The organism is Deltaproteobacteria bacterium (assembly GCA_019310525.1).
Classification (GTDB): domain Bacteria; phylum Desulfobacterota; class DSM-4660; order Desulfatiglandales; family HGW-15; genus JAFDEE01.
In genome coordinates, this window is sequence record JAFDEE010000019.1 from 31,464 (window position 1) to 53,491 (window position 22,028).

Sequence of the window (22,028 nt, forward strand, 5' to 3'; positions counted from 1 at the left end):
GATGCTCAACAGTCTATAATCATTAAATAAATGACTTCTTTCAAAATTTGTCATGCATAATCTGGGTTTATATCATTCCACCTTAAAGACAAGGCCCTCCTTGGATTCGATCCTGATTCTGTCTCCGGTCTTTATTTTGTATGTCCCATCTCCCGTATTCGAAACCACGGGAACGTCATATTCCCTCCCCACGATACAGGCATGGCTCACGCTGCCGCCTCCATCGGTCACCACTCCCTTAAGTAACGGCCATACGGGACTCCAGCTCCCATGGGTGGCGGGGGCGACCAGTATTTCTCCGGGTTTCACGTCATTGATATCCGATGTATGGATCACTCTGCGGGCGATCCCTTCGACGGTACCCACGTTGCCGCAGTTTCCGAAAACGATGGCCCCGGTTTCGGGTCTTGGCTTCACAAAAGGACCTACGGTGATCTTGGTCACGACCGGGTCCCTGGGACCAAGGACATAGGGAAGGGTATCCTCGGGCTTGAGGTTCGGATCGGCGGACTCAATGGGAGGACGGTTTTCATACTCCGTCTGCTTGATCCATTCCTGTCGCCTCTCCTTTGCCAGATCACCAACCTCGTAGTTTTCAGGGTAGGCAATGAACATGCCGAGTTCATCAGGAATAAAGAAGAATATGTCATCAGGATCATCGAAGGTTCCGAACTCGACGAGTCTTTCACCGATCTTTCTGAAGACATAACGGTTCACTGCATGGCATTGTATCTCGTCTATCCAGTCATGGGCCTCGCTGTAAAAACTGGTCCTTTGCACGAGTCTCATCATAAGCTCGAAGTATTCCATGTCGGGATAACCGTTGGCCCTTGCCTTTCTCAGGACTTCTTCTTCCGCCTCTTTGCGGCGTTCTTCAAGACGCGGCCGAATCTCATCCAAGGGGAACACCATATCCGCTCCGCCGTCAAAAAGGAGGTATTGCTTCAACCATTTGAAAAGCGGGGCAGGATCCTCCCACCAAAGCGGATTGATGAATTCCATCATCCTCGGTTGCCGCCATCCGTAACCCTTGGTAAACATGTAATCATTGTAATGTCGGTCCAGCCACTGCTTTCCTGCCTCGGTCTCTTTCAGCGTATCGATTGTTTCATCGGGAGGGGTTTTCCGAATGACATCGTCGACCTTGAGTTCAATGGCCTTGTTCCTGAGATCCCACATGGCACGGTCCATTTCAAAGAGGTAATTGTCATACCCCCTGATCAGGTCATGCCAGAGCCCGTCGGTTTCAAGTATTCCGACGTATTCCTTGCACATGTCTTCGAATTCCCAGTAAGCCCCGAACTGGCCGTACATAAAGTAGAAGTGCCACTCCCACATCTTTTTGTTGACTTCCAGGGTTTCATAAAAGATCTTGTAGAGATCATAGACCGAGGCGTTTTGGAAATCAAATGCCTTTTCCTTCTCATATATGCTTTCCAGTTCCTGTTGGTGCCTGGCCCAGAGTTCATCCCACTTGGGAGCGAAAGTATTGACAATCCATTCCCTGTTGAGCCTTTTCCTTTCCTCTACTTCTTTCTGGTCTGGAATGGGCAGCCCGTTTTCAAGGGCACATCCGTCGATATCGATCATGATATGCCCCCTCGTACCCGGTGTAAAGGTTTCATTGCACCCGTAATAGACCCCGTGAGCCTCGTTAAAGATCCAGCACCACATGAAAAGGGGGGCGAACGGCGGATAACTATGGGATTTATTGAGAAACATCACGGGATATTTTTTCAGATCCCTACGGGGGTAGAACTCCCTGGTGTGTAAACGCCACATCCATGCCATGGCTCACTGACCTCCTTGGAAAAGGTTTTAAAGATATATCCTGAGAGTGGATCGGGAATCCTCAGGGCTTGAATTTCTTTACCGCCCGTTTGATACCTTCGAGTATTTCGTCAACCTCTTCCCTGGTCACGATGAGGGGCGGACCTATTTGTATCCGACTTCCACCGGGACGGACAATAATGCCTTCCTCCAGTATGGCCTTCACCAGCCTTTTTTCAGCCTTGTTGGCGAAGGGTTCGCGGGTCTTTTGATCCTGGACCAACTCGAAGCCGAGGAACAGCCCCATCCCTTGAACCTGCCCTATGAAGGGGTATTCCTGCAGCTTTTCCAGTTCGTCGAGCATGTAGCGACCCATATTAGCGGAGTTCTCCACCAGGTTTTCATCGATCAAGATTTCGAGATTTTTCTTGGCAACGGCACAGGCGACGGGATGCGCGCCACAGGTATGGAGATGGGGAAAGGGATCATCACAGAGCATCCCCTGGAAAATTTTGTCGGTGAAGGCAACCCCTGCTATTGGGAGTGAAGAGCTGATCATCCCTTTGGACATGCAAAGGAGGTCCGGAGTGATATTCCAGTGCATGCAAGCAAAATTCTTCCCCGTTCTTCCAAAACCCGTCATGACTTCATCCAGGATCAGCAAGACATCGTGGGCATCACAGATCTCTCTTATCTTGGGGAAGTATTCAGGAGGGGGACAGATGGTTCCCGAGACCCCGTAAATGGGTTCGGCCACAAATGCGGCCACCCGGTCCTTGCCCTCCTGCTCAATGGTTTCAGCAAGGGCTTCGGCACACTCCAGGTTGCAGCCCGGATAGTCCTTTCCAAAAGGACACCTGTAGCAATAGCATTCCGATGTATAGAGGACATCCGGGTTGGGGCTGCCCACTTTATTGTGGAAACGGTCGATCCCCGTGGCCCACATGGAAAAAAGGTTGAGTCCGTGATAGCTGAGCTTCCTGCTGATGATTTTGGTCTTTTCCCCATAACCCTTAGTCGCCCAGTAGTAGCGAGCGATCTTATAGGCCGCTTCGTTGGCCTCGGCCCCACTGTTCACGAAAAAGAAGCGGTCCAGTCCCGGTGGAGTGAATTTTGAAAGGGCTTGGGCATACTCAATGGCGGCGGTGTGGGCAACGCCTGACCAAGACTCGGCATAACTAAGCCTGGACATCTGCTCCCGGGCCACTTCCGCCAATTCCTGGCGTCCGTAACCGCAATTTACGCAGACCGCGCCCGCCAACGCGTCGATATATTCTCTTCCATGGATATCCCTTATCCGGATCCCTTTGGCGGATTCCAGAATCAACGGGGTACCGTTTTCCGAAAAATCCCGAAGGGGGACCCCTCCATGCAGAAGGTGTTGTTTGTCCTCTTCGATCCACCCCCTGGCAAGTGTGAATTTACTCATAACGCCCTCCAATAGAAAAAAGGTGATGATATTTCAGATCTCAAATGGAGTGTATTCCAGCCCCAGGGCGTCGGCGACCGCCTTGTAATGGAGCTTTCCGCCGCATACGTTGATGCCCTTTCGAAGCGGCTCATCGAGGCGCACCGCTTCGGGAAATCCCTGGTTCGCCAATTTCAAAACATAAGGCAGGGTGGCATTGGTCAATGCGAAAGTAGAAGTTCTTGCCACGGCTCCCGGCATGTTGGCCACCCCGTAATGGCAAATGCCGTCCACTTCGTATACCGGATCGTCGTGGTAGGTGGGCCTGATCGTCTCGACACACCCACCTTGATCCACCGCGACATCAACAATGACGGCCCCTGGCTTCATTGTTGAAAGCATTTCCCGGGTGATCAGGTGAGGTGCCTTGGCCCCTGGAATAAGTACCGCCCCGATGACCAGATCAGCCACTTTGATTTGTTCTTCAATATTCTGTCGGTTTGACATCAGGGTAGTCACACGACACTGAAAGACATCGTCAAGATATCTCAGGCGTTCCAGACTGATGTCCAGGATGGACACCCGAGCTCCCATTCCGAGCGCCATTTTCGCGGCGTTGAGGCCGACCGTTCCACCCCCCACGATCACGACGTTCCCCGGAGCGACTCCGGGCACACCGCCCAACAAAACACCTCTTCCTCCATGCTCTTTCTGGAGGAAATAAGCCCCAACCTGCACCGCCACCCGTCCCGCAACTTCACTCATGGGGGTAAGCAAGGGCAGGGATCCATCGGGTAACTGGACGGTCTCGTATGCAATCCCGATACACTTGCTTTTCAGGAGGGCCAGGGTGAGTTCCTTCGCTGGTGCCAGGTGGAGATAGGTGAAAAGAATTTGGTTCTCCTTCAGGAGATCCCATTCCTGTTCGAGGGGTTCTTTCACCTTCACAATCATCTCCGACTCAGCATAGACCTCCTCGATCGTTTCCTTCAGTTCGGCTCCCGCCTTGATGAACTCATCATCTGAAAAACCACTCCCGGTTCCAGCTGTTTTTTGCACTAAAACCCTGTGTCCGGCTTCCGTTAGGGCCCGAACACCCGAGGGTACCATCCCGACCCTGTTTTCAGCCTTTTTGATCTCTTTGGGTACACCTACGATCATGGTAGACCTCTCCTTTCGATTGGATTTCTTTTATCGAGATTTCATGACCTATAGTTCGTTAATTCCATCACGGAGGATGTTGCGAATATGGAGGGAAGGGCTTCCTGCCGACATAGAGACCGTGGGTATGACATCGGGTAGGGGGACCATTGGAAAAACGCCTACTTGATGATCTCGTTTTCATCGGGCAACAGGATCCACTTGCGTTTGGCTTTCATCACCAGGAATGATTCGCTCGATCGGACACCTCCCAGCCTTGGGAGTTCCTCCGTAAGGAATTGATAAAGATCCGGCATTCCCCTCGTCAGGATGATTTCGGCGATGATATCGTATTGTCCGGTAACGGCCACCACCCAGTGAACCTGGGGAAGCTGTGAAATGGCCTCGATCTTCGCATCCAGTTCCTGGTGCCTTTCCAGACTTATACATACGAGGGCAAGGGTGACATCCTTGAGTTTGAAGGGGTTGAGAAGCCCGGCCACCCGCATGACTCCCGAACTGACCAGGGCCTCGATCCGGCTCCTGACGGTAGGGGGTGTAATATCCAGCCTCTCCGCAATATTGCCGGAGGGCAGGCGCCCCTCCTTGATAAGAACGCGGATGAGTCGCTTGTCCAGGGCGTCCAGCTCATTTGCTTTCATGAAGGGACCTTTTTAAATGCAAGAAAAATTTTTCAAATAAGAAAATGATATTGCTCTTAGTATTCCAATTTAAAAGATATTGTCAAGAATATTTTTCTATTGGTGTCGCTTGTGGCTGATTTTAATATTTCAAGCATACCCTCGGAGATGACAGGGGGATAGTGTTAAAGGACGGTCTTTTGCAGGTTAAGGAGAGCGAAAGTTCCCTTGGGGGGAGATAAGGAAGAGGGGGAAGGGGTCAACCCCGATCAGGCAGGATTGACCCCATTTTTCCGTTTTACTGGTGTTTATCCCTTGATGATTCTCGGGATCATCATGTGGTGATGAGGACAAATGGAGGTCGGGTTCTGGTAGCAACACCCCGCAAAGGCCTTGATATATTTTCTCATGTCTGCAAAGGACACGATCTCATCAACGAAGCCCCGGTTCGCACAATAGATGGGCCGGGATTTTTCGTAATAATCTTTTGCCAGTTTGTTCATCTTGTCTATGATGGGTTGCAAGGGACGACCGGCGTCCTTTTCCTTGACAAGCCTCCTGGCAAAAGAGGCGGCCGCCGCAGTCTCGCCGTGCATGACGTAGATCTCGGTCGTAGGGGTTCCAAGGGTGAAGGCGTTGTGGTTGTTCGCCGTGGGGCCTCCCATGATGTAATGGGCGGCGGCGGTTCCTTTTCTAAGGCAGATCATCATCATGGGAACGTCAGTCTGTTCAATGGAATAGATCAGGGACTGACCGAGACCCAGTAGTTCCGCCTTTTCCGCAATATCGCCCACATCGATTCCCGTGGTGTCCTGGAACCACACGATGGGAACGCGATCTCGACCGCACAGAGTCACGAATTCATTCATCTTGATGAGACCCTGACGGTAGAGCTTGCCGCCGATGCCGGGGTAGGGCGCATATTCGGGGTAATTCGGCCCAAGGAAGCCCTGCCGGTTGCCGATGAAACCGATCAGGAAACCGTCAATCTTCGCCAGCCCGGTATAGACTTCGGGGCCGTAACCGGGCTTGAATTCCATGTGTTCGCTGTTATCAAAGATTCGGGCCAGGACTTCGTCGAAGTTGTAACTCCGTTTCTGGTTGAAGGCCACGATGGAATTGATGTCATCACCCGGGAACTTCGGCTCCTTGGGATCATCAACCCTGAAGAATTCGGGATCATAGGCAGGCGCCATGTCCACGTGTCTTTTTACGGCGTCTAATACGGCGAATTCCGTATCGTAAACCTCCTTGAAAAAACCCGTCTCGTTGTAATGAATGGGGACGCTTCCGGGCGGTACAGCTTTGTAGTGCCTGGTGGCTTCGATGAGGGCCTCAGCCCCTTCTTCGTCGAAGTAACCCTTGGGGCTCATGCCGCTCACGATACCACCGCCTCCGACAGCGATATTAGCATTCTTATGGGCGATAAGGATGGTCGGGCTGATCCCCTGGTAACCGCCCCCCGCGGGGTTGGTACCGTATATGCCTGCGATTACAGGCACACCCAGCTTTTCGAGCTCTGCATGCCGGAAAAAGGTGGTGCCGTTTCCCCTCCGGTTGGCATAGACCTCTTCCTGTTCAGTGAGCTTGACACCGCTGCAATTCACCAGCCAGACCAGGGGCACATGGAGTCTCTTGGCGATATCCGTCACCCGAAGCTGATTGTCGGCCTGCCCGGCGATCCAGGCCCCTGCCATGACCTTGTTATCAAAACCGATCACGACGCACCACTTTCCGTTGATCTGGGCAAGGCCGTCGATCACTCCTGTGGTGCCTTCTTCGTTGAACTGTGGGTTGTACAGGGTATGAAGCGGACACCAGGTACCGGGGTCCACCAGATATTCGATCCGCTCCCAGACAGTGGTCTGGCCGCGTTTCTTGATGACCTCGGCTGGAATACCGGCGTTCTTGACCTTTTCAATGGCCTCGGCCACCTCTTTCTCCACGGCGGCGATCTGTTCTCGGTTTTCTTTTGCGTCCGCTATCTGTTTTTCGGTAAGGGGTTTCCCAATGGGCTGCATATTTTGAAAATAAGGATGCATGGAACGGCTCATCTTTTCCTCCTCTGTATTTCCAAATAGAGGCAACGGGCTCTTCAACCCTGTCATCACCGTCATTGGTTTGAATAGTGTAAGCCTTCCAGAGAGGGCCGGGAAGGTTTACGGCACTACCTCAAGGGAAAAGCGCCCGCCGCCTTTTTTGGCGATTACCTGTTGGCTTTTCGAATTCCCAGTTGGTCCATTGCAACGATCATCTTGCAAACGTTGGCTGAACCTTCCACCATAAAGTAGGGCGGCGCATCCCTGAAGTATCGGGCCACCGGATATTCAGTGGAATACCCATAAGCGCCCAGAATCCTCATGGCATACTCGGCAGCCTTCATGGCCACCTCACCAGTGACGTACTTGGCCATGGCTACTTCCAGGGTGTTGCCCAGGTTCCCTTCATCCTTCTGGCAGGCGGCCTTGTAAACCATCAACCGTGCGGCCTCGATCTGAGGGGCCAAGGACCCCACCATTTCCTGGATCATCTGGAATTTGCCGATGGGCTGGCCGAATTGCTCCCTCTCCATGGCGTAACCGATGATGGAATCGTAGGCCGCCTGAGCAAGACCTACGCCCCCGGCGGCGGCCGACAACCTGGTTTGATTCAGGGACCCAAAAACGATTTTAGCTCCGTCTCCCGGATTGCCCAGGATATTCTCTTTCGGCACCTGTGCATCTTCGCAGTAAACTTCACCCGTTGGAGTGGAGCGGGTGCCCAGCTTGTCAAGATCCGTGGTCGTGATGCCGCTGAAATTCTTAGGTTCAATCACAAAGGCGGAAAGGCCTCTCCCCTTGGCTTCTTTGTCAGTGTAAGCATAATAGATCAGGACGTCCGCGACGCTCGCATTGGAAATCCATGTCTTGGCCCCGTTGATAAGCCAGTGATCGCCCTTGTCCTCGGCCGTAGATTTCATGGCCATGACATCCGAGCCTGCGTTGGGTTCAGTGATTCCAAATCCACCAATCCATTCCCCGCTGACCAGTTTCGGGATGTATTTCTTTTTCAGTTCGTCGCTGCCATACCGCAGAATCGTATAGGCGCATCCAAAGCACTGCATATTCATCTGCACCCGGAGTGAACTGGAGGCGCGGGCGATCTCTTCGGTTAGGATCATCCCTGCCAGCCATCCCATCATGTTTCCGCCATATTCCTCGGGAATGACGGTACCGAAAAATCCGAGTTCACCCATGGGCTTGATGACTTCCTCATGGGGAAAATAGTGCTTTTCATCCCATTCGTCCGCAAAGGGCGCAATCTTCTCCGCTGCGAAATCGCGGGCCATGTCCCTCAACATTTGCAGTTCTTCACTCAAATTAAAATCCATGAATCATCCTCCTTTGAATTTTTCCTTTGCCCGATGGGGCGGATTCGGGCGACATGATTGACAGGTATCAGACCGGGCAATCCCGCTTGGAAAGAGGAATGCCCTGATTGTCCAACGACTTTGAAACGGGAGACACCGCCTCTCAATGGGTACAACATAACCCATCCAGGTGCAATCTTAAAGAGTGGTCTTGACGAAAAATAAGCGGCTTTTAGCAAAATTTTAATGGAGACATATAACCCATAGAAAAATGAATGGCAACAAAAATATTTACATTATAGCTATATTTTAACTACCTAAATTGAGCGATTTCCGAGTTTTCAGGAGACCTGCCCGAGGCAGGCAAGTGCAAGGTGCGCAGGCCCGCCAGAAAGCTGGCGGGCAGGGATTCAGGAATGAGCAATAAACCAGGCGTACATATCAGTACGCCGCAATGACGGAATCCGATTTATGGATGGGCACTAAATAAAAGGATCTCATCAAAATTTTGAAACGCTCAGTTTAGGTATTTATATTTTCCTGTTCTCAGGACTCTTGTTCGTGAAAAAACCTGAAGGAGAAATTTGACTTTTTAACTTGAAAAAGCTAGAAAACAAAAATATCTTGCCTGAGTTTATGGATCCCTTAGTTTGCGGAATATCACCTTTTCGTTACCCGGATCCGGAAATCTTAAATAGTGTCCATCCATAAATAGGCAATTTTGTTCAAGGTCAAGGAAGGCGAAGATTTTAACCACAGGAATACATTGAAGTATTTCGAGGATTAAAATCTGAGCCTGACGCAAGAGATTGGGCAAAAGGGCCATTTATGGATGGGCACTAAATAAACAGCAGGAAAAGCGAAAGCAAAGGAGGTCTTGAATGGATCCAATAACCTTAAACCCCAAAGAAAGCAAGCTCCGGGTGGCACCGGAGTGGGCTGATGTCTGCTTCACTTGCGGAACCTGTGCTGGAGGTTGCCCGGTAACCGGCGTTGACGGCCTTGATCCAAGAAAGGCCGTTCGGATGGCGGCCCTGGGCTTGGATCAGGAATTGATCGATTCGCGGTTTCCCTGGGTATGTACACTCTGCGGCCGCTGTGAGTATGCCTGCCCCCAGGGGGTGGAGATCTTAAAAATGATGCGCAGGGCCCGTACCCTGCGCGAGCGGGACAAAGTCCCAGGCCCCATCCACAAGGGCGTTGTTATGGACCTGGAAAAGGGAAACAACCTGGGGATCCCCAAGGACGATTTTCTTTTTCTTTTGGCTGACTTGGCCAAAGAGATGGAGGACGAGGGATTTCCGGGATTTTACGTGCCGGTGGACAAAAAGGGGGCCAATATCCTCGTCACCATCAATTCAAAGGAACCTTTCGGCGAGCCGGATGATATGAAGTTCTGGTGGCGCATTTTTTACTGCGCCAAGGAGGACTGGACGGTTCCTTCCGAAAACTGGGAAGGCGTCAACTGGGGGCTTTTCTCCGGCGACGACGAGGCAATGAAGACCTTTGTCGGGAGAATCGTTGATCATTTGGAGCGATTGGAGTGTAAAACCTTACTCTTGCCTGAATGAGGGCACGCCTATTTTGCGACCAGGCTTGGTCTGCAAACGTGGTTTCCTGAAGTATTTGACAAGTACCGTGTTGTTTCCGTTCATGACCTTCTCAAGGAGTATATCGAAACGGGCAGAATCAAGGTTGATAAAAGCATCCACACGGAACTGACCACTATTCACGATCCTTGCAATTATGGCAGAAAGGGGCAGAAGGCCTTTGGTCATGGCTATTTTGAGGAACCCCGCTGGATCACGCAGCAGTGCTGTGAAAATTTCGTGGAGATGTATCCCAATCGGATGAACAATTATTGTTGCGGGGGGGGCGGCGGAGCATGGGCCATGCCCTACGACCAGGAAAGGATTTACTACGGCCGCGTCAAGGCAAAACAGATCATGGAAACCGGGGCAAAGCTGGTGATCGCCCCATGCCACAACTGCCGCGACCAGATCATGAAATCCCTGACCAAGGAGTACGATCTGGGCATTGAAACCAAGTACCTCTGGGAGCTCGTGGCCGATTCCCTGGTGGTTGAACCTTGGAGCGAAGAGGAGATTGAGGCGGCCCACAAGTTGCGGGACGCGCAGTATGAAAGGGATGGCGTGGAATTGGATGAGGAAGACTGGGAATAACCCCCGGAAACCCTTTTAACCGATCTAAAAAGCCCCGGGCCTATCATTACCGGGGCTTTTTTATTGAAGAAAAATCACCGTACACTACTTGCCCTACGACTCAATGAGGGCGGGGAGGGGAGGCCAGTCTCCCACCGGAAAACACCAACGGGATCAATCCTTCCTTACCAGGGCGGGGACTTCGAAGCAACTTTGTATCGCTTCAATTGCGTCCGCCAATTTATCGGAATCAACGACCGCCTTAATGGACGCAATGGAACAATTGAGCCCTAGGAGCATCACTCCCTTGGCCTCAAGGGCGGTGAGTAGTTCGCTTGCAATTCCGTAACGGTCCCCGAAATGGGGCCCGGTCATGGATAAGCCGGCCACCGGATACAGGATTTCGACCGGGAAGGAAGAGGTAAATTTACGAGTGATATCCCCTGAGGAAGTCCCCTGCCTCCTGGAGAAGCACAGGGTGATGATATTTGATCCCTTCTCGGGGGGGACAAGGCGTGTGCCGAGAAAACTGAGATAAGTGCCGGTCCCGGAAAGTGACTTCAGGAGGGATGCGAACCAGCGGAGGTCTCCTGCGCCGATCTTTACCCGGCACATTTCCTGGCCATCGCGGTATCTGATCCCGTATACCTTGGGTTTGCTCTCCTGGTAGGAGGCGACGACTTCCCGGTAAAGGCTCTCTTTGCCTTTCTGGGCGAGGTTCCAATCTTGAGGTGTCCTATAGGCGCTGAATTGGAATGTTTTGAAGAGTCCGGTATTCGCTTTTTCCAATGCGTGGTTATGAAGCACTGCAGATACGGCAGCGGGCGAATTGGCTATTCCCAGAGGTTCCAGGCCCTCCCTTCCAAGGGCCTCCAGGAACAGTCCCACGATTTCCGGATCTCCCCTGTATGGAAAGATAGAAAGGATGATGCTCTCGGCCCTGTTGCATATCTCGGTCCCGGGAAATTCCCGAACAATCCGAGAAAGGGCAGGGGCATCAGCATTGCTCACCGCTACGTTCAGGCTCCAGCGTTTATCTTCGGGCTGGCAGGAGAAAAAGGGAAGGTTGATCTTCTCCTCGGCGATCCTACGGCAAAACGCTGCCGGAAAGCCAAAGGAATCTCCGTCCGAAATCAAGGAGAACCAGATCACACCTTTCAGCACCTTGAACCCGCCGAGTTTTACTGGGGCCGCCATGAAGTTCGTCGCTCCGGTGGGTTCTCAAGGAAGGAGATTGCTCACGACCTCCCACAGGCTCTCAGTATCGATGGGCTTGGGGATATAATCGTCCGCTTCCGTGGCCATCCCGTCTGCATGGGAATACCGGGTGCTCGGTACGGCTTCCCCCACAGCGGTAAGGAGTATGACCGGAATGTCTTTCGTATCTTCTTTAGCCTTCAGTTCCGCACAGAGTACATACCCGTCTTTTCTCGGCATCATGATGTCGAGTATGACGAGATCCGGCTTTCTCTGTTTGATCGATTCCTCGGCCTCTATGCCGTCATAGGCCATTCCGACCTCACAACCCTTGCTTTCGAGCATCAAGGCAACGGTCTCCACCAGATCAGGATCATCATCAACGACCAGGATGTATTTCTTATCGGACATGATGAAACCTCCTTCCGGAAATGAATTTTCAATCGGGGACTTGGAGATAAACCGGGTTTTTCCCACCCGGGGCTTCGAAGTGGAATTAATACCAATTTTATATGATTTGAGGCCTGGGGTAAAGTCCGCTGCGTTCAACGATTTCCGGGACCTTTTCTTCCCATTCGATGGCCATGATGTGGAAACCTCTCACACCATCGATTTCCTTGAGACGCTGGATTGATTCTATGCATATCTTCAGCCCCTCCTCGGGTTGCTTCTCTTTGGCTACCCCGGCCATCCTCTTTACCACTTCATCGGGTACATCCATTCCGGGGACTCGGTTTTTCATGTACTTGGCCATCCCCGCGGACTTCAAAGGGGTCACACCTGCAAGGATATAAACTTTTTCGTGAAGGCCGCGGTCCCTTACTTGTTTCATCCATTGCTCGAATTTGTCGAGATTATATATGCATTGAGTTTGGATGAATTCAGCCCCGGCAGCAACCTTTTTGGCAAGGCGGTGGACCCGGATCTCAAAAGGATCTGCAAAGGGATTGGCCGCGGCGCCTACGAACATTGCCGGTGGACCTTCGATTTCGTCACCCCCCAGAAACCTTCCTTCATCTCTCATGAGCCTCACGGTCTGGATCAACTGCATCGAATCGATGTCAAAGACGTTTTGGCCCTTGGGCTGGTCTCCGAAGACCTGGTGGTCACCCGAAAGACAAAGAATATTCCGGATGCCGAATGAAGCGGCACCCAGGATATCGCTTTGAAGGGCAATGCGATTCCTGTCCCGGACGACCATCTGGAGAACCGGATCGATTCCCATGAGTTTCAGATGGATGCAGGCTGCAAGACTGCAGAGCCGGGTCACTGATGTCTGGTTGTCCGTGATGTTGATGGCGTCTACGTGGTTTCTGATCTTTTCAGCTTTTTTCTTGATAACGTCCGGGTCGCTTCCCCTCGGGGGCCCGCATTCCGAAGTCACGGCGAGATGCCCTGCCGCTAGAATCCTCTCCAGCTTGCTTTCTGTCTTTGTACTCATAGGCTCACATCCTCCCTGACGACTTTTCGAGGGCCACCGGCCCGATCAGTGGACCAATCCTTTACCGGAAGGAGGGTCTCGTAATCATCGAAACGCCCGAGTTCCTTCAACCGATCGATGATCAATTGCCAGGCGCAATCGATGTCTTTACTGATTTCACACTTCCCTTTGGTTGAACCGCCGCAGGGCCCATTCAGAAGACGCTTGGCGCACCTTGAAATTGGGCAGATTCCAGCCGTGAGTCCAAGGATACACTGCCCACAGCCCTGACAGCGCTCACTCCAGACGCCTCTTTGTTCGGTCACGCCCATGAAACAGGTGTTGACTCCGGGAAAAACCGGGATGCCGAAATACTTCTCCGCCATGAATTGGACCCCGACACCGCAAGCCAGGGAGACCACCGCATCGTGATTTCCGATCTCCTCCCGGATCTCTTCCAGGTATTCATGATCGCACTGGCGTTCGAGGGTAACCTCTTCGATTTTCACCTCTCTGCCCTGATTCATGAAATACATGCGGAGGGCAGAGGCAAGGACGGCGACTTCTCTTTTTCCTCCGGCCTCGCAAACGGTGACGCATTCGTTACATCCCGCGATGAGGATTCTTTCATGGTCCTTGATCGCCTCGAAAATTTCCTCGATCGGTTTTTTCTCGGCCACAATCATGGGGAACAACCTCGCTTTCCAGATCCTTTCCAAGAGGATCCGTGATAAGGGGACCGGCTTTCGCCCCCGGTTAATGGTGATGAGCCCGACCCAACAGGTCTAAAACCTGATGGTTTTCTGCTGGCCCTGGGATCGATGAGCAGGCAGGATGCTCTAAGCCGCCGCCTTTTCCCTCGCCGTCTTTACAGGATTGGGGCCCAGGGAGGTGATCAATTCGTGCATCTCCCGCGTGATATCCACGAACCGTGGAGCTTCGCTCGAAGAGAGATTGTACATTTTGACCCTCTCCCCATCTACGCCGACGGTATCGAGGATATGCCGGGCCTGCTCCACCCTTTTCCGCGCCCTCAAATTGCCGCTGGTGAAATGGCACTCTCCCTCCCTGCAGCCCACGACATAAACACCGTCCACTCCCTTCTCAAATGCCCTCAGGATGTGGATCAAATCCACCTTCCCTGTGCAGGGAACGCTCACGATCCGGATACTGCTCGGGTACTGCAAACGCATGGAACCTGCCAGGTCCGCAGCGCTGTAACCTCAGAACTGGCAGCAAAAAGCCACGATGATGGGTTCAAACCGCTCCATTACATCACCTCCTCAAGAAGGGCGTCCAGTTTGCTCATGAGCTGATCATCTTCATACCAGTTCAGCTGGATCACCTTTGCGGGACACTCCGCCGCGCATGTGCCGCAACCGTGGCAGAGGGCCGCATCGATTTCACTAACCCCGTCCCTATTGATCCTCGGGACCCCGTAAGGGCATACCCGAACGCATATGAGACAGGAGGCACAGTGCTCCTGGTCAACCTTTGCCGTGACGGCCGATAGCAGGATCTCTCCCTGGGAAAGGAATCTGGCCGCCCGGGATGCTGCCGCCATGGCCTGGGAAATGGATTCGGAGATCAGCTTGGGGGAATGGGCCGTTCCGCATACGTAAATCCCTTCATCGGCCATGTCCACGGGGCGCAATTTGACGTGGGCCTCCATGAGGTAGCCGTCACGGGTCCTTCCCAGCTTGAGAATGGAGGCGAGTTCTTCCGTATCTTCCGCACGCATTCCTGCGCTGAGAGCAAGAAGATCCGCATTAACCTCCACCTTTCTACCCAGGATCGGGTCATCAAAGGAAACGAGGATTCCTTCCTCTCCGGGTTCCACGATGGGAGGATTCTCCTTGGAATAGCGAAAGAAAAGAACGCCCCGTTCCCTTGACTCTCTGTAATAGTCCTCGAGGATGCCGTACGTTCGTATATCCCGGTAAAGGATGATTACTTCCGCTTCAGGATTTAGTTCCTTGATGTGGAGGGCATTCTTGACGGCGGTCTGACAGCAGACACGGGAACAGTTGGGGTACTCGTCAGTTCTTGAACCCACGCACTGGATCATGACCACGCGATGAAGGTCATCGGCTCCCCTATCATCAAGGCGCTTTCCAAGCTCGATCTGGGTCACAACCCTTGGATCCTCACCGTAATGGAATTCCCGGGGCCGGTATTCCCTGGCCCCGGTGGCCATGATGAGCACCCCGTGGTCGATCTTTCTTTCGTACATGCCAGGTCCGACGATGATTTCCGTGGTGAAATTTCCCTTGAAACCGCTGAAACCTACCACCAGGGACTCCAACAACACCTGGATCTTTGGGTGTCGCTCGACCCTATCGACAAGTTCCAACAGGTGGTCCTGGATGTGTGCACCCTCAATGGTGCGAGTTAGTTCCCTGGCCAGGCCGCCAAGATGCGCTTCCTTCTCGATGAGCGCCACTTCAAAACCCTGATCCGCAAGACCCAGGGCTGCAGTCATGCCGGATATTCCTCCCCCAAGCACGAGTCCCCGCTGATTTACCTTAATGGTCTCAGATTCCAAGGGCCTGAGGAAAGAAGCCCTGGCCACGGACATCCTCACGAGGTCTTTTGCCTTGTCCGTAGCAGATTGAGAATCGCCCCCGTGAACCCACGAATCCTGGTTACGGATATTGGCCATTTCAAAGAGATACTTGTTCAATCCGCAGGCCTGGAGGGTTTCCTGAAAGAGAGGCTCGTGGGTCTTGGGAGAGCAAGCGGCGACAACGATCCTGTTCAGGTTTTCTTCCTTGATTACTTCCTTCATCTTGTCTTGGGTATCCTGGGCGCAGGAAAAGAGGTTTTCCTCGACATGGACCACACCAGGAAGAGTAGAGGTATATTCCACTACGGCGGGAACATCCACAACACCGCCGATATTGGTTCCGCAATTGCACACGAATACTCCGATCCTTGGTTCTTCCTGGGAAACATCCCTTTCCATCGGGATCTCTCGTTTTTTCCAATCCCGGCCTCTGGCCTCTTTCAGGTCGATGCCCGCCGCACATGCCGCGGCGCTTGCCTCAACGACGGAGGAAGGAATATCTTTGGGGCCCGAATAGGCGCCACAGGCATAGATGCCTGGAACGGAGGTTTCAACCGGAGAAAAAGAGTGTACAGAGCAGAAATTATTGGGATCAAGGGTGATTCCCAGGCGCCTGGAAAGCTCCAGGGTCTCTTTTGGGAGTTCAAGACCAACCGATAAGACCACCATGTCAAAGAGATCCCTGTGAATGACACCTTCCCCGTCACAGTACTGGAGCAGAAGATCATCGCCGCCTTCGATCGGATCGATGGTGTGGATCCTGGATCGCACGAACCGGATGCCGTATTCTTCGACGGCTTTGTTGTAGTAAATTTCGTAGTCTTTCCCAAATGTCCTCATGTCCATGTAAAAAATAGTGATATCCGGGGATCCGGGCCCATGTTCCTTTGCGATGATGGCTTGTTTCACCGCATACATACAGCAGACGGCGGAGCAGTAACCATGATCACAGCGGTTCACGTCTCTGGATCCGACACACTGAATCCAGGCGATGCGTTTGGGCTCTTTCTGATCAGACGGACGCCTGAGTTCACCAAGGTAAGGACCCGTAGGACTGAGGATCCTCTCGAATTCAAGGCTTGTCAGCACGTTGGGATAATCCCCATAATGGTAGGTTTCATACAAGGTTGGATCAAAGGTCTTGAATCCAGGAGCAAGGATGATGGATCCTACCCGGAGGGTCATCTTTTCTTCCGTGTCATCAAAGTTTACGGCGCCAGTCGGGCAGAACTTCTCGCATGCCCTGCACTTGCCTTTTTGGAAGTAGATACAGGTCTGCCTGTCGATAAGGTACTTGAGGGGAACAGCCTGGGAATAGGGGACATAGATGGCTTTCCGCTTTGAGAGGTTCTCATTGTATTCGCTGTCTGCTTTTTTGGGACACTTTTCTTCGCAGGTGCCGCACGCAATGCATTTTTCGGGGTCCACGTACCTGGGGTGTCTGAGGACATCGACTTCAAACCGTCCTCTACTTCCTCTGAGACCCGTTATCTCGGAAAGGGTAAACAGCTGGATGTTCAAATGCCGGCCGACCTCGACCAGTTTGGGCGACAGAATTCACATGGAACAGTCATTGGTGGGAAAGGTCTTGTCCAGTTGGGACATTACGCCTCCAATGGAAGGGGCCTTTTCCACCAGGTAAACGAAGTAGCCGGAATCGGCAAGATCCAGGGCGGATTGCATCCCGGCAATGCCTCCTCCAAGAACCAGCACGGATCCGGATATTTCCACGGATTCATTCTTAGGCATGTTTTTCCCCTTTCACTATAAAAATGAATTAAAGTTTTGCTTCGTCCAGGATCTGGGGCAGCTTGTCCTCCCATCCCATCGTGGATACCAAAATGCCGGCCAGGCCCATTTCTTTCAGGCGGGTGATTAGATCGGCCGCTATCCTGATGCATTCCTGGATTCGATCCGGGGCCTTCTGAATGGAAGAGATCATCTCGGAAGGGACCGATAATCCCCTGATATTTCGATCGATGTATCGGGCCATTCCGGCCGATTTCAATACCAGAACTGTAGGAATGAGAGGGACTTTGCCGGTTTCCATACGCTTGAGGATCTGCTGAAACCGATGCAGGTCGAAGACCGGTCTCGTAACGACGAAATCGACCCCGAGTTCCAACTGCTTCTCAAGGTTTTCCAATTCGATATTGAAAAGCCCACCCGATGCCCCTGTGTCGATCGTCGTTCCGACACAGAAACGGGGCACTCCCCGGAGTTCGATGCCGGCCAGGTCTTTTCCTTCCTGGAGTCGGTGGATTGTTTCAACGAGTTCGAGGTGGGAAAGATCGTTGACAACCCGGGTCTGCGGGTGATCACCGTAAGTGATATCGGCTCCACTGACCGCCATCACGTTTTTTATTCCAAGGGCCCCGGCTGAGAGGAGGTCAGCCTGGAGGGCCAGCCTGTTCCTGTCTCGGCAGGACACCTGGAATACGGGCTCGATGCCATGGTTCAGAAGAAAGGCGGAGGCGCCCAGGGAACTGGCCTTCAATACGGCGTTCGCCATCTCCGGAACAACGATGGCGTCAACTCTCCCTCTGACGAGTCCGGCATTCTCCATGAGGTTGGAAAAGTCTGCCCCCTTGGGCGGTTCGAATTCTCCCAGTACCACGAATTTCCCTTTCCTGAGTTTCTCTTGTAACGCCATAGGGCAATCCTCCCGAATGTTTGACGTGAATGGGAATCCTTATGTCTTTCCCTGATGAACCCGTTTTACCACTGCTCGAAGCCTTGTTTTTTCAGGCTTCGGCTGGTAGAAAAATTCTGAAGGTCGTCCCTTTGTTCGGCACGCTATCGACTTCTATTTTCCCGTTGCAGGATTCCACGATGGTCTTGACGATCGAAAGCCCGAGGCCCGTTCCCGTGATCCTGCGCGTTTCGGGATGCTTGACCCTGTAAAATTTCTCAAATATCTTGGGAAGTTCTTCAGGTGCTATACCGATACCGGTGTCGGAAACAGTGATCTCCACCTGGTCCCTGAGTCTTCTCGCGCATACCTCGACCTTTCCCCCATGGGGGGAGTAATTGACCGCATTGCTGATGAGGTTATTGATGATCTCCTCGACATTTTTCGGATCGGCCTTGATCGTGCCGATGTCTTCGCATGTATATGACAGTTCGACCCCCTGGTTTCTCGCCCTTGATTCCATGAGTCCACAAGTCTCTTCAATCACCCGCTTCAGGTCGACTTCTACGGGAGGTCTTTCGAAAACCCCGTCCTCCAGTTTGGCGATATGAAGAAGATCGTTGATGAGATCGAGAAGGTTGTCGATTTTTTTCATGCTTCTTTCGATATAGTTCTTCTGTTTTTCCCGGAGGGGGCCAGCCAGCCCCTCCAGGAGTACACTGTTTAATTGGCGGATGGAGACAAGAGGACTTCGCAGCTCATGGGCTACCATGTTGACAAAATCCGTCTTCATTTGATCCAGGCGTTTGAAAAGGGTGATGTCCTCAATGACGGTAACCATTCCTACTACTGAATAATCTCCATCCTGATCCGCGGCAACCGCTGGAGCTGATACGGCACGAAGCACCCGGTCCCCCACCTGGAGTTCTTGAAGACGAAACTCACCTTTATGTTCATCGTGCTGTTGAACTTCTTGAAGGGTTCTTACAAGAGATTCATCCTTGATGATCTCCTGAATGGGAGCAGGAAAGTCGATCTTCTCCGGGATTTCGAGAAGCCTGAGAAGGGCCGGATTGTGCAATACGACTTCCATGTTGCGGTTGGTCACCAGCACGCCGTCGGCCATGCAGTTTATGATGGTTTTAAGACGGCTCTTCTCAAGACTCAAATCGTATAGATTTCGAAGATTTTCTTCTCGGAATAACCTTGTCTGGAGTTCCAACCTCCGTTTTTCCGCCGCCCGATGAATGGTGATTAAAAACTGGTCCACCTGAAAGGGTTTGGTAATGAAATCATAAGCGCCCTTTTTCATGCACTCAACGGCGGTGTCCACCGTGCCGTGACCCGTGATGATGATTACCGGTACTTCAGGGTGGCGGTTTCGAATGATTTCGAGAGCTTCTTCACCTCCCATATTGGGCATTTTCAGGTCGAGCAGGACTATGTCAGGAGAATTCGAGGCCATGATATCCAGGGCCTTCAGTCCGTTTTCGGCGGTCTCCACTTGGTATCCTTTTCCGCCGAGCAGGCGGCGACAGCCTTCACGGATGGCCCTTTCATCGTCTACTACCAGTATCCGAATATCTTCATTCATGGCTTTCATCCAATCCGATAAAGATCTCTTCTTCTTCGCTCGGTGGGGCCGAGTATTCAAGGGGAAGTTCCACGAAGAAGGTCGTTCCGCCGCCGGGAGGACACTTGAAATACAGACTTCCTCCGTGAAGTTTGATGATATTTTGAGATATGCTCAGACCCAGACCGGTTCCCTTCCCCACGGGTTTGGAAGAAAAGAAGATGTCAAATACTTTGTCACGGTATTTCTCAGGAATGCCCGGACCCGTATCGGAGACTTCCACCACGAACATGTTTCGGTTGTGTTCAAACCGGGCCGTGATGTCCAAGCGGCCTTTCCCTTGCATCGCATCCGCCGCATTGATGAAGAGATTCGTGAAGACCTGTTGTATCTGGTCCGCGTCCCCGGTCAGTTGCGGCATATCTTTCTCAATATCCGTTGTTACGGAAATATCGTGAAAGCTCGCCTTGCTGGTCAGGAGGCTGAGACATTTGGTTATGATGTCTTCCAGGCTGAAAGCGGTGGTTTTTCCCGAGGGTTTTCGACTGAATTCCAGCAGCTCGGAAACGATCTTCTTGCAACGCATGGTCTGATCGATGATTTCCTGTAAGTCAGCCTTATGCTGTGGATCATCCTTGACCACTTCTTTAAGAAGTTCGGTGTAAATGAGGATCGCGGAAAGGGGATTGTTGATTTCATGGGCCACACCGGCGGCCATCCTTCCGACGGAAGCGATTTTCTGGGACTGAAACAACTGAAGATTCGCCTCTTCGAGTTCTTTCCTCATTTTCAAAACTTCCCGCATGTCGGTAAAGATGCCGACGCTGCCTATCTCTTTACCGTCGATGGAAATGATAGAGGCGGAGAGGGTAACTGGAATTCTTTCCCCGGTTTTGGAGGTAACCGTCATGCTGGTGGGATTTAATTTTCCAGGGGGACCGTACTGGTCACTCCTCATTTTTTTCATGTTTTCACGTGCGATATCGATGTCATAGAAGTTGCTCAAGTGTCCCTTGTTGATGATTTCCTCCGCAGAGTATCCTGTCAGCCTTTCCATTCCTTCATTAAAGATGAGAACTTTACCCTTGGTATCTACAACCACGATGCCGTCTACACTGCTCTGGATCACCATCTCGAAAAAAGTCTTTGCGCGCCTGACTTCCCGCTCCAGCTTCATTCTCTCCGTCACATCCCGGGAGACCTCCAGGATCTGTACGATATTTCCGGCATCGTCATAGATGGGAGCAATGGTCACGACGTCGAACCGGGTATCCCCCTTTTCATCCACGCGTTCTTTGTAAGTGCTGAACAACCCCTTTTCCCGTATCTCAGACAAGCGTTCTTCAAGGAAACAGGTTTTGCCTTCTTCCTGACAGGGTCTGTTCAGCCCGTAGCGTACATCGTAACAATACCTTCCAATAACTTCTCTACGCGAGTAACCGAACTCCTTCAAAAAGGTCCGGTTCACCGCGTGGATCCTTTTATCCATCCCTACGACCATGATGCGGTAGGGGAGGCTGTCCAGAATTTCCTGGACCTGCTTTTGTTCCCTACCCTGATATAGGTTGCGCCGCCTCTCCAGTTCCCATTGTTCGGTTTCGATTCGGACAAGCTCCCTGACAAGTTGGGCCGCCCGGCCGTCGATAACGGAGACCCCGGAGGGCCTGTTTTTATGAATATCGAGGAGGCATTCCTCCGATCCCGTCAATTCAATGATCAGGTTCAGGCCCCTCAGTGCCAGGAATTCACGAAGATCCGTGGTGGTCGGGAGGTTTAAGGCACGTGCATAGACAACCCCCGGGGCCTTGCTATCCCTATCGTAGACTCCGAGTATTCTCATCCTGAGGTTTTGCAGTCGTCCGTGCTCGGGATTCAGCAGCCGGAGCAGATCCAGACAAGCCTTCCCTCCGCCTGCAATCCCGATATTGAGGCGGCCGTCATACTCTTTCGAAATGAAAGGTGCTATCTCATCCACGATTCTGGCAAGGGGGAAAAATCGATCCGCTGGAGATGACCTTTCCCGCCGGGAACCGCGCCAAGAGAGGATCTTGGTTCACATGTCCCTCATTGTTGATCAGGCGGTGAAGGGCACCGCAACAATAGGCGGCATTCGTTTCCGAAAGAAAAGGAAGCGCACGAAAAATCCCGGAAGAAGGTGAGATGCGAAATT

16 protein-coding genes are annotated in these 22,028 nt (G+C 52.2%); 1 reads left to right on the forward strand and 15 read right to left on the reverse strand.

Annotated features, from left to right (window positions below):
- Positions 1 to 72 precede the first annotated feature (72 nt).
- From JRF57_05015 to JRF57_05040, 6 genes are all read right to left on the reverse strand, one after another.
- Positions 73 to 1,791, reverse strand: coding sequence for a hypothetical protein (locus tag JRF57_05015; GenBank protein ID MBW2303055.1), 1,719 nt, complete (start codon positions 1,789 to 1,791; stop codon positions 73 to 75).
- Between the two features lie 61 nt (positions 1,792 to 1,852).
- Complete coding sequence (locus tag JRF57_05020; GenBank protein MBW2303056.1) at positions 1,853 to 3,199, reverse strand: aspartate aminotransferase family protein; 1,347 nt, start codon at positions 3,197 to 3,199, stop codon at positions 1,853 to 1,855.
- 33 nt (positions 3,200 to 3,232) lie between these two features.
- Positions 3,233 to 4,339, reverse strand: a complete 1,107-nt coding sequence (gene ald, locus JRF57_05025) for an alanine dehydrogenase (protein ID MBW2303057.1) — start codon at positions 4,337 to 4,339, stop codon at positions 3,233 to 3,235.
- Between the two features lie 161 nt (positions 4,340 to 4,500).
- Positions 4,501 to 4,980 carry an Lrp/AsnC family transcriptional regulator gene (locus JRF57_05030; protein MBW2303058.1) on the reverse strand — a complete coding sequence of 160 codons (480 nt, stop codon included), beginning with the start codon at positions 4,978 to 4,980 and terminating at the stop codon, positions 4,501 to 4,503.
- A 287-nt stretch (positions 4,981 to 5,267) separates the two neighbouring features.
- Positions 5,268 to 7,001: a glutaconyl-CoA decarboxylase subunit alpha gene (locus tag JRF57_05035; GenBank protein ID MBW2303059.1), complete on the reverse strand. Its 1,734-nt coding sequence runs from the start codon at positions 6,999 to 7,001 to the stop codon at positions 5,268 to 5,270.
- Between the two features lie 164 nt (positions 7,002 to 7,165).
- Complete coding sequence (locus JRF57_05040) at positions 7,166 to 8,329, reverse strand: acyl-CoA dehydrogenase family protein (GenBank protein MBW2303060.1); 1,164 nt, start codon at positions 8,327 to 8,329, stop codon at positions 7,166 to 7,168.
- A gap of 860 nt (positions 8,330 to 9,189) precedes the next feature.
- Here JRF57_05040 and JRF57_05045 point away from each other — a divergent pair.
- Entirely contained in the window at positions 9,190 to 10,491 is a 1,302-nt protein-coding gene (locus JRF57_05045) for a (Fe-S)-binding protein (GenBank protein MBW2303061.1), read from the forward strand.
- A 153-nt stretch (positions 10,492 to 10,644) separates the two neighbouring features.
- On the opposite strand, the gene JRF57_05050 is transcribed toward JRF57_05045, so the two are convergent.
- From JRF57_05050 to JRF57_05090, 9 genes are all read right to left on the reverse strand, one after another.
- Positions 10,645 to 11,667, reverse strand: coding sequence for a hypothetical protein (locus JRF57_05050; protein MBW2303062.1), 1,023 nt, complete (start codon positions 11,665 to 11,667; stop codon positions 10,645 to 10,647).
- A 24-nt stretch (positions 11,668 to 11,691) separates the two neighbouring features.
- Positions 11,692 to 12,078: a response regulator gene (locus tag JRF57_05055; protein MBW2303063.1), complete on the reverse strand. Its 387-nt coding sequence runs from the start codon at positions 12,076 to 12,078 to the stop codon at positions 11,692 to 11,694.
- Positions 12,079 to 12,175: 97 nt separating this feature from the next.
- A complete protein-coding gene (locus JRF57_05060; protein MBW2303064.1) occupies positions 12,176 to 13,108 on the reverse strand; it encodes a methylenetetrahydrofolate reductase in 933 nt (310 codons plus the stop codon).
- On the reverse strand, positions 13,105 to 13,773 hold the full coding sequence (locus JRF57_05065; protein MBW2303065.1) for a methylenetetrahydrofolate reductase C-terminal domain-containing protein: 669 nt from the start codon (positions 13,771 to 13,773) through the stop codon (positions 13,105 to 13,107). Before JRF57_05065 ends, JRF57_05060 begins: the two co-directional genes overlap by 4 nt.
- A 153-nt stretch (positions 13,774 to 13,926) precedes the next feature.
- The gene (locus JRF57_05070; protein MBW2303066.1) at positions 13,927 to 14,358 is read right to left on the reverse strand and encodes a hydrogenase iron-sulfur subunit; all 432 of its coding nucleotides are present in this window, start codon (positions 14,356 to 14,358) and stop codon (positions 13,927 to 13,929) included.
- The gene (locus tag JRF57_05075) at positions 14,358 to 17,402 is read right to left on the reverse strand and encodes a CoB--CoM heterodisulfide reductase iron-sulfur subunit A family protein (GenBank protein MBW2303067.1); all 3,045 of its coding nucleotides are present in this window, start codon (positions 17,400 to 17,402) and stop codon (positions 14,358 to 14,360) included. Before JRF57_05075 ends, JRF57_05070 begins: the two co-directional genes overlap by 1 nt.
- Before the next feature lie 28 nt (positions 17,403 to 17,430).
- Positions 17,431 to 18,306, reverse strand: a complete 876-nt coding sequence (locus JRF57_05080; GenBank protein MBW2303068.1) for a methylenetetrahydrofolate reductase — start codon at positions 18,304 to 18,306, stop codon at positions 17,431 to 17,433.
- A 91-nt stretch (positions 18,307 to 18,397) separates the two neighbouring features.
- Positions 18,398 to 19,879 carry a response regulator gene (locus JRF57_05085; protein MBW2303069.1) on the reverse strand — a complete coding sequence of 494 codons (1,482 nt, stop codon included), beginning with the start codon at positions 19,877 to 19,879 and terminating at the stop codon, positions 18,398 to 18,400.
- Positions 19,872 to 21,833: a PAS domain S-box protein gene (locus JRF57_05090; protein MBW2303070.1), complete on the reverse strand. Its 1,962-nt coding sequence runs from the start codon at positions 21,831 to 21,833 to the stop codon at positions 19,872 to 19,874. Before JRF57_05090 ends, JRF57_05085 begins: the two co-directional genes overlap by 8 nt.
- Positions 21,834 to 22,028 lie beyond the last annotated feature (195 nt).

Bases quoted from the DNA above. Each gene is read 5' to 3' on its own strand.
- JRF57_05035 (MBW2303059.1), bottom strand. From the start codon at position 7,001: ATGCATCCTTATTTTCAAAATATGCAGCCCATTGGGAAACCCCTTACC.
- JRF57_05015 (MBW2303055.1), bottom strand. From the start codon at position 1,791: ATGGCATGGATGTGGCGTTTACACACCAGGGAGTTCTACCCCCGTAGG.
- JRF57_05050 (MBW2303062.1), bottom strand. From the start codon at position 11,667: ATGGCGGCCCCAGTAAAACTCGGCGGGTTCAAGGTGCTGAAAGGTGTG.
- JRF57_05040 (MBW2303060.1), bottom strand. From the start codon at position 8,329: ATGGATTTTAATTTGAGTGAAGAACTGCAAATGTTGAGGGACATGGCC.
- JRF57_05020 (MBW2303056.1), bottom strand. From the start codon at position 3,199: ATGAGTAAATTCACACTTGCCAGGGGGTGGATCGAAGAGGACAAACAA.
- JRF57_05065 (MBW2303065.1), bottom strand. From the start codon at position 13,773: ATGATTGTGGCCGAGAAAAAACCGATCGAGGAAATTTTCGAGGCGATC.
- JRF57_05080 (MBW2303068.1), bottom strand. From the start codon at position 18,306: ATGGCGTTACAAGAGAAACTCAGGAAAGGGAAATTCGTGGTACTGGGA.
- JRF57_05030 (MBW2303058.1), bottom strand. From the start codon at position 4,980: ATGAAAGCAAATGAGCTGGACGCCCTGGACAAGCGACTCATCCGCGTT.
- JRF57_05055 (MBW2303063.1), bottom strand. From the start codon at position 12,078: ATGTCCGATAAGAAATACATCCTGGTCGTTGATGATGATCCTGATCTG.
- JRF57_05085 (MBW2303069.1), bottom strand. From the start codon at position 19,879: ATGAATGAAGATATTCGGATACTGGTAGTAGACGATGAAAGGGCCATC.
- ald (MBW2303057.1), bottom strand. From the start codon at position 4,339: ATGATCGTAGGTGTACCCAAAGAGATCAAAAAGGCTGAAAACAGGGTC.
- JRF57_05060 (MBW2303064.1), bottom strand. From the start codon at position 13,108: ATGAGTACAAAGACAGAAAGCAAGCTGGAGAGGATTCTAGCGGCAGGG.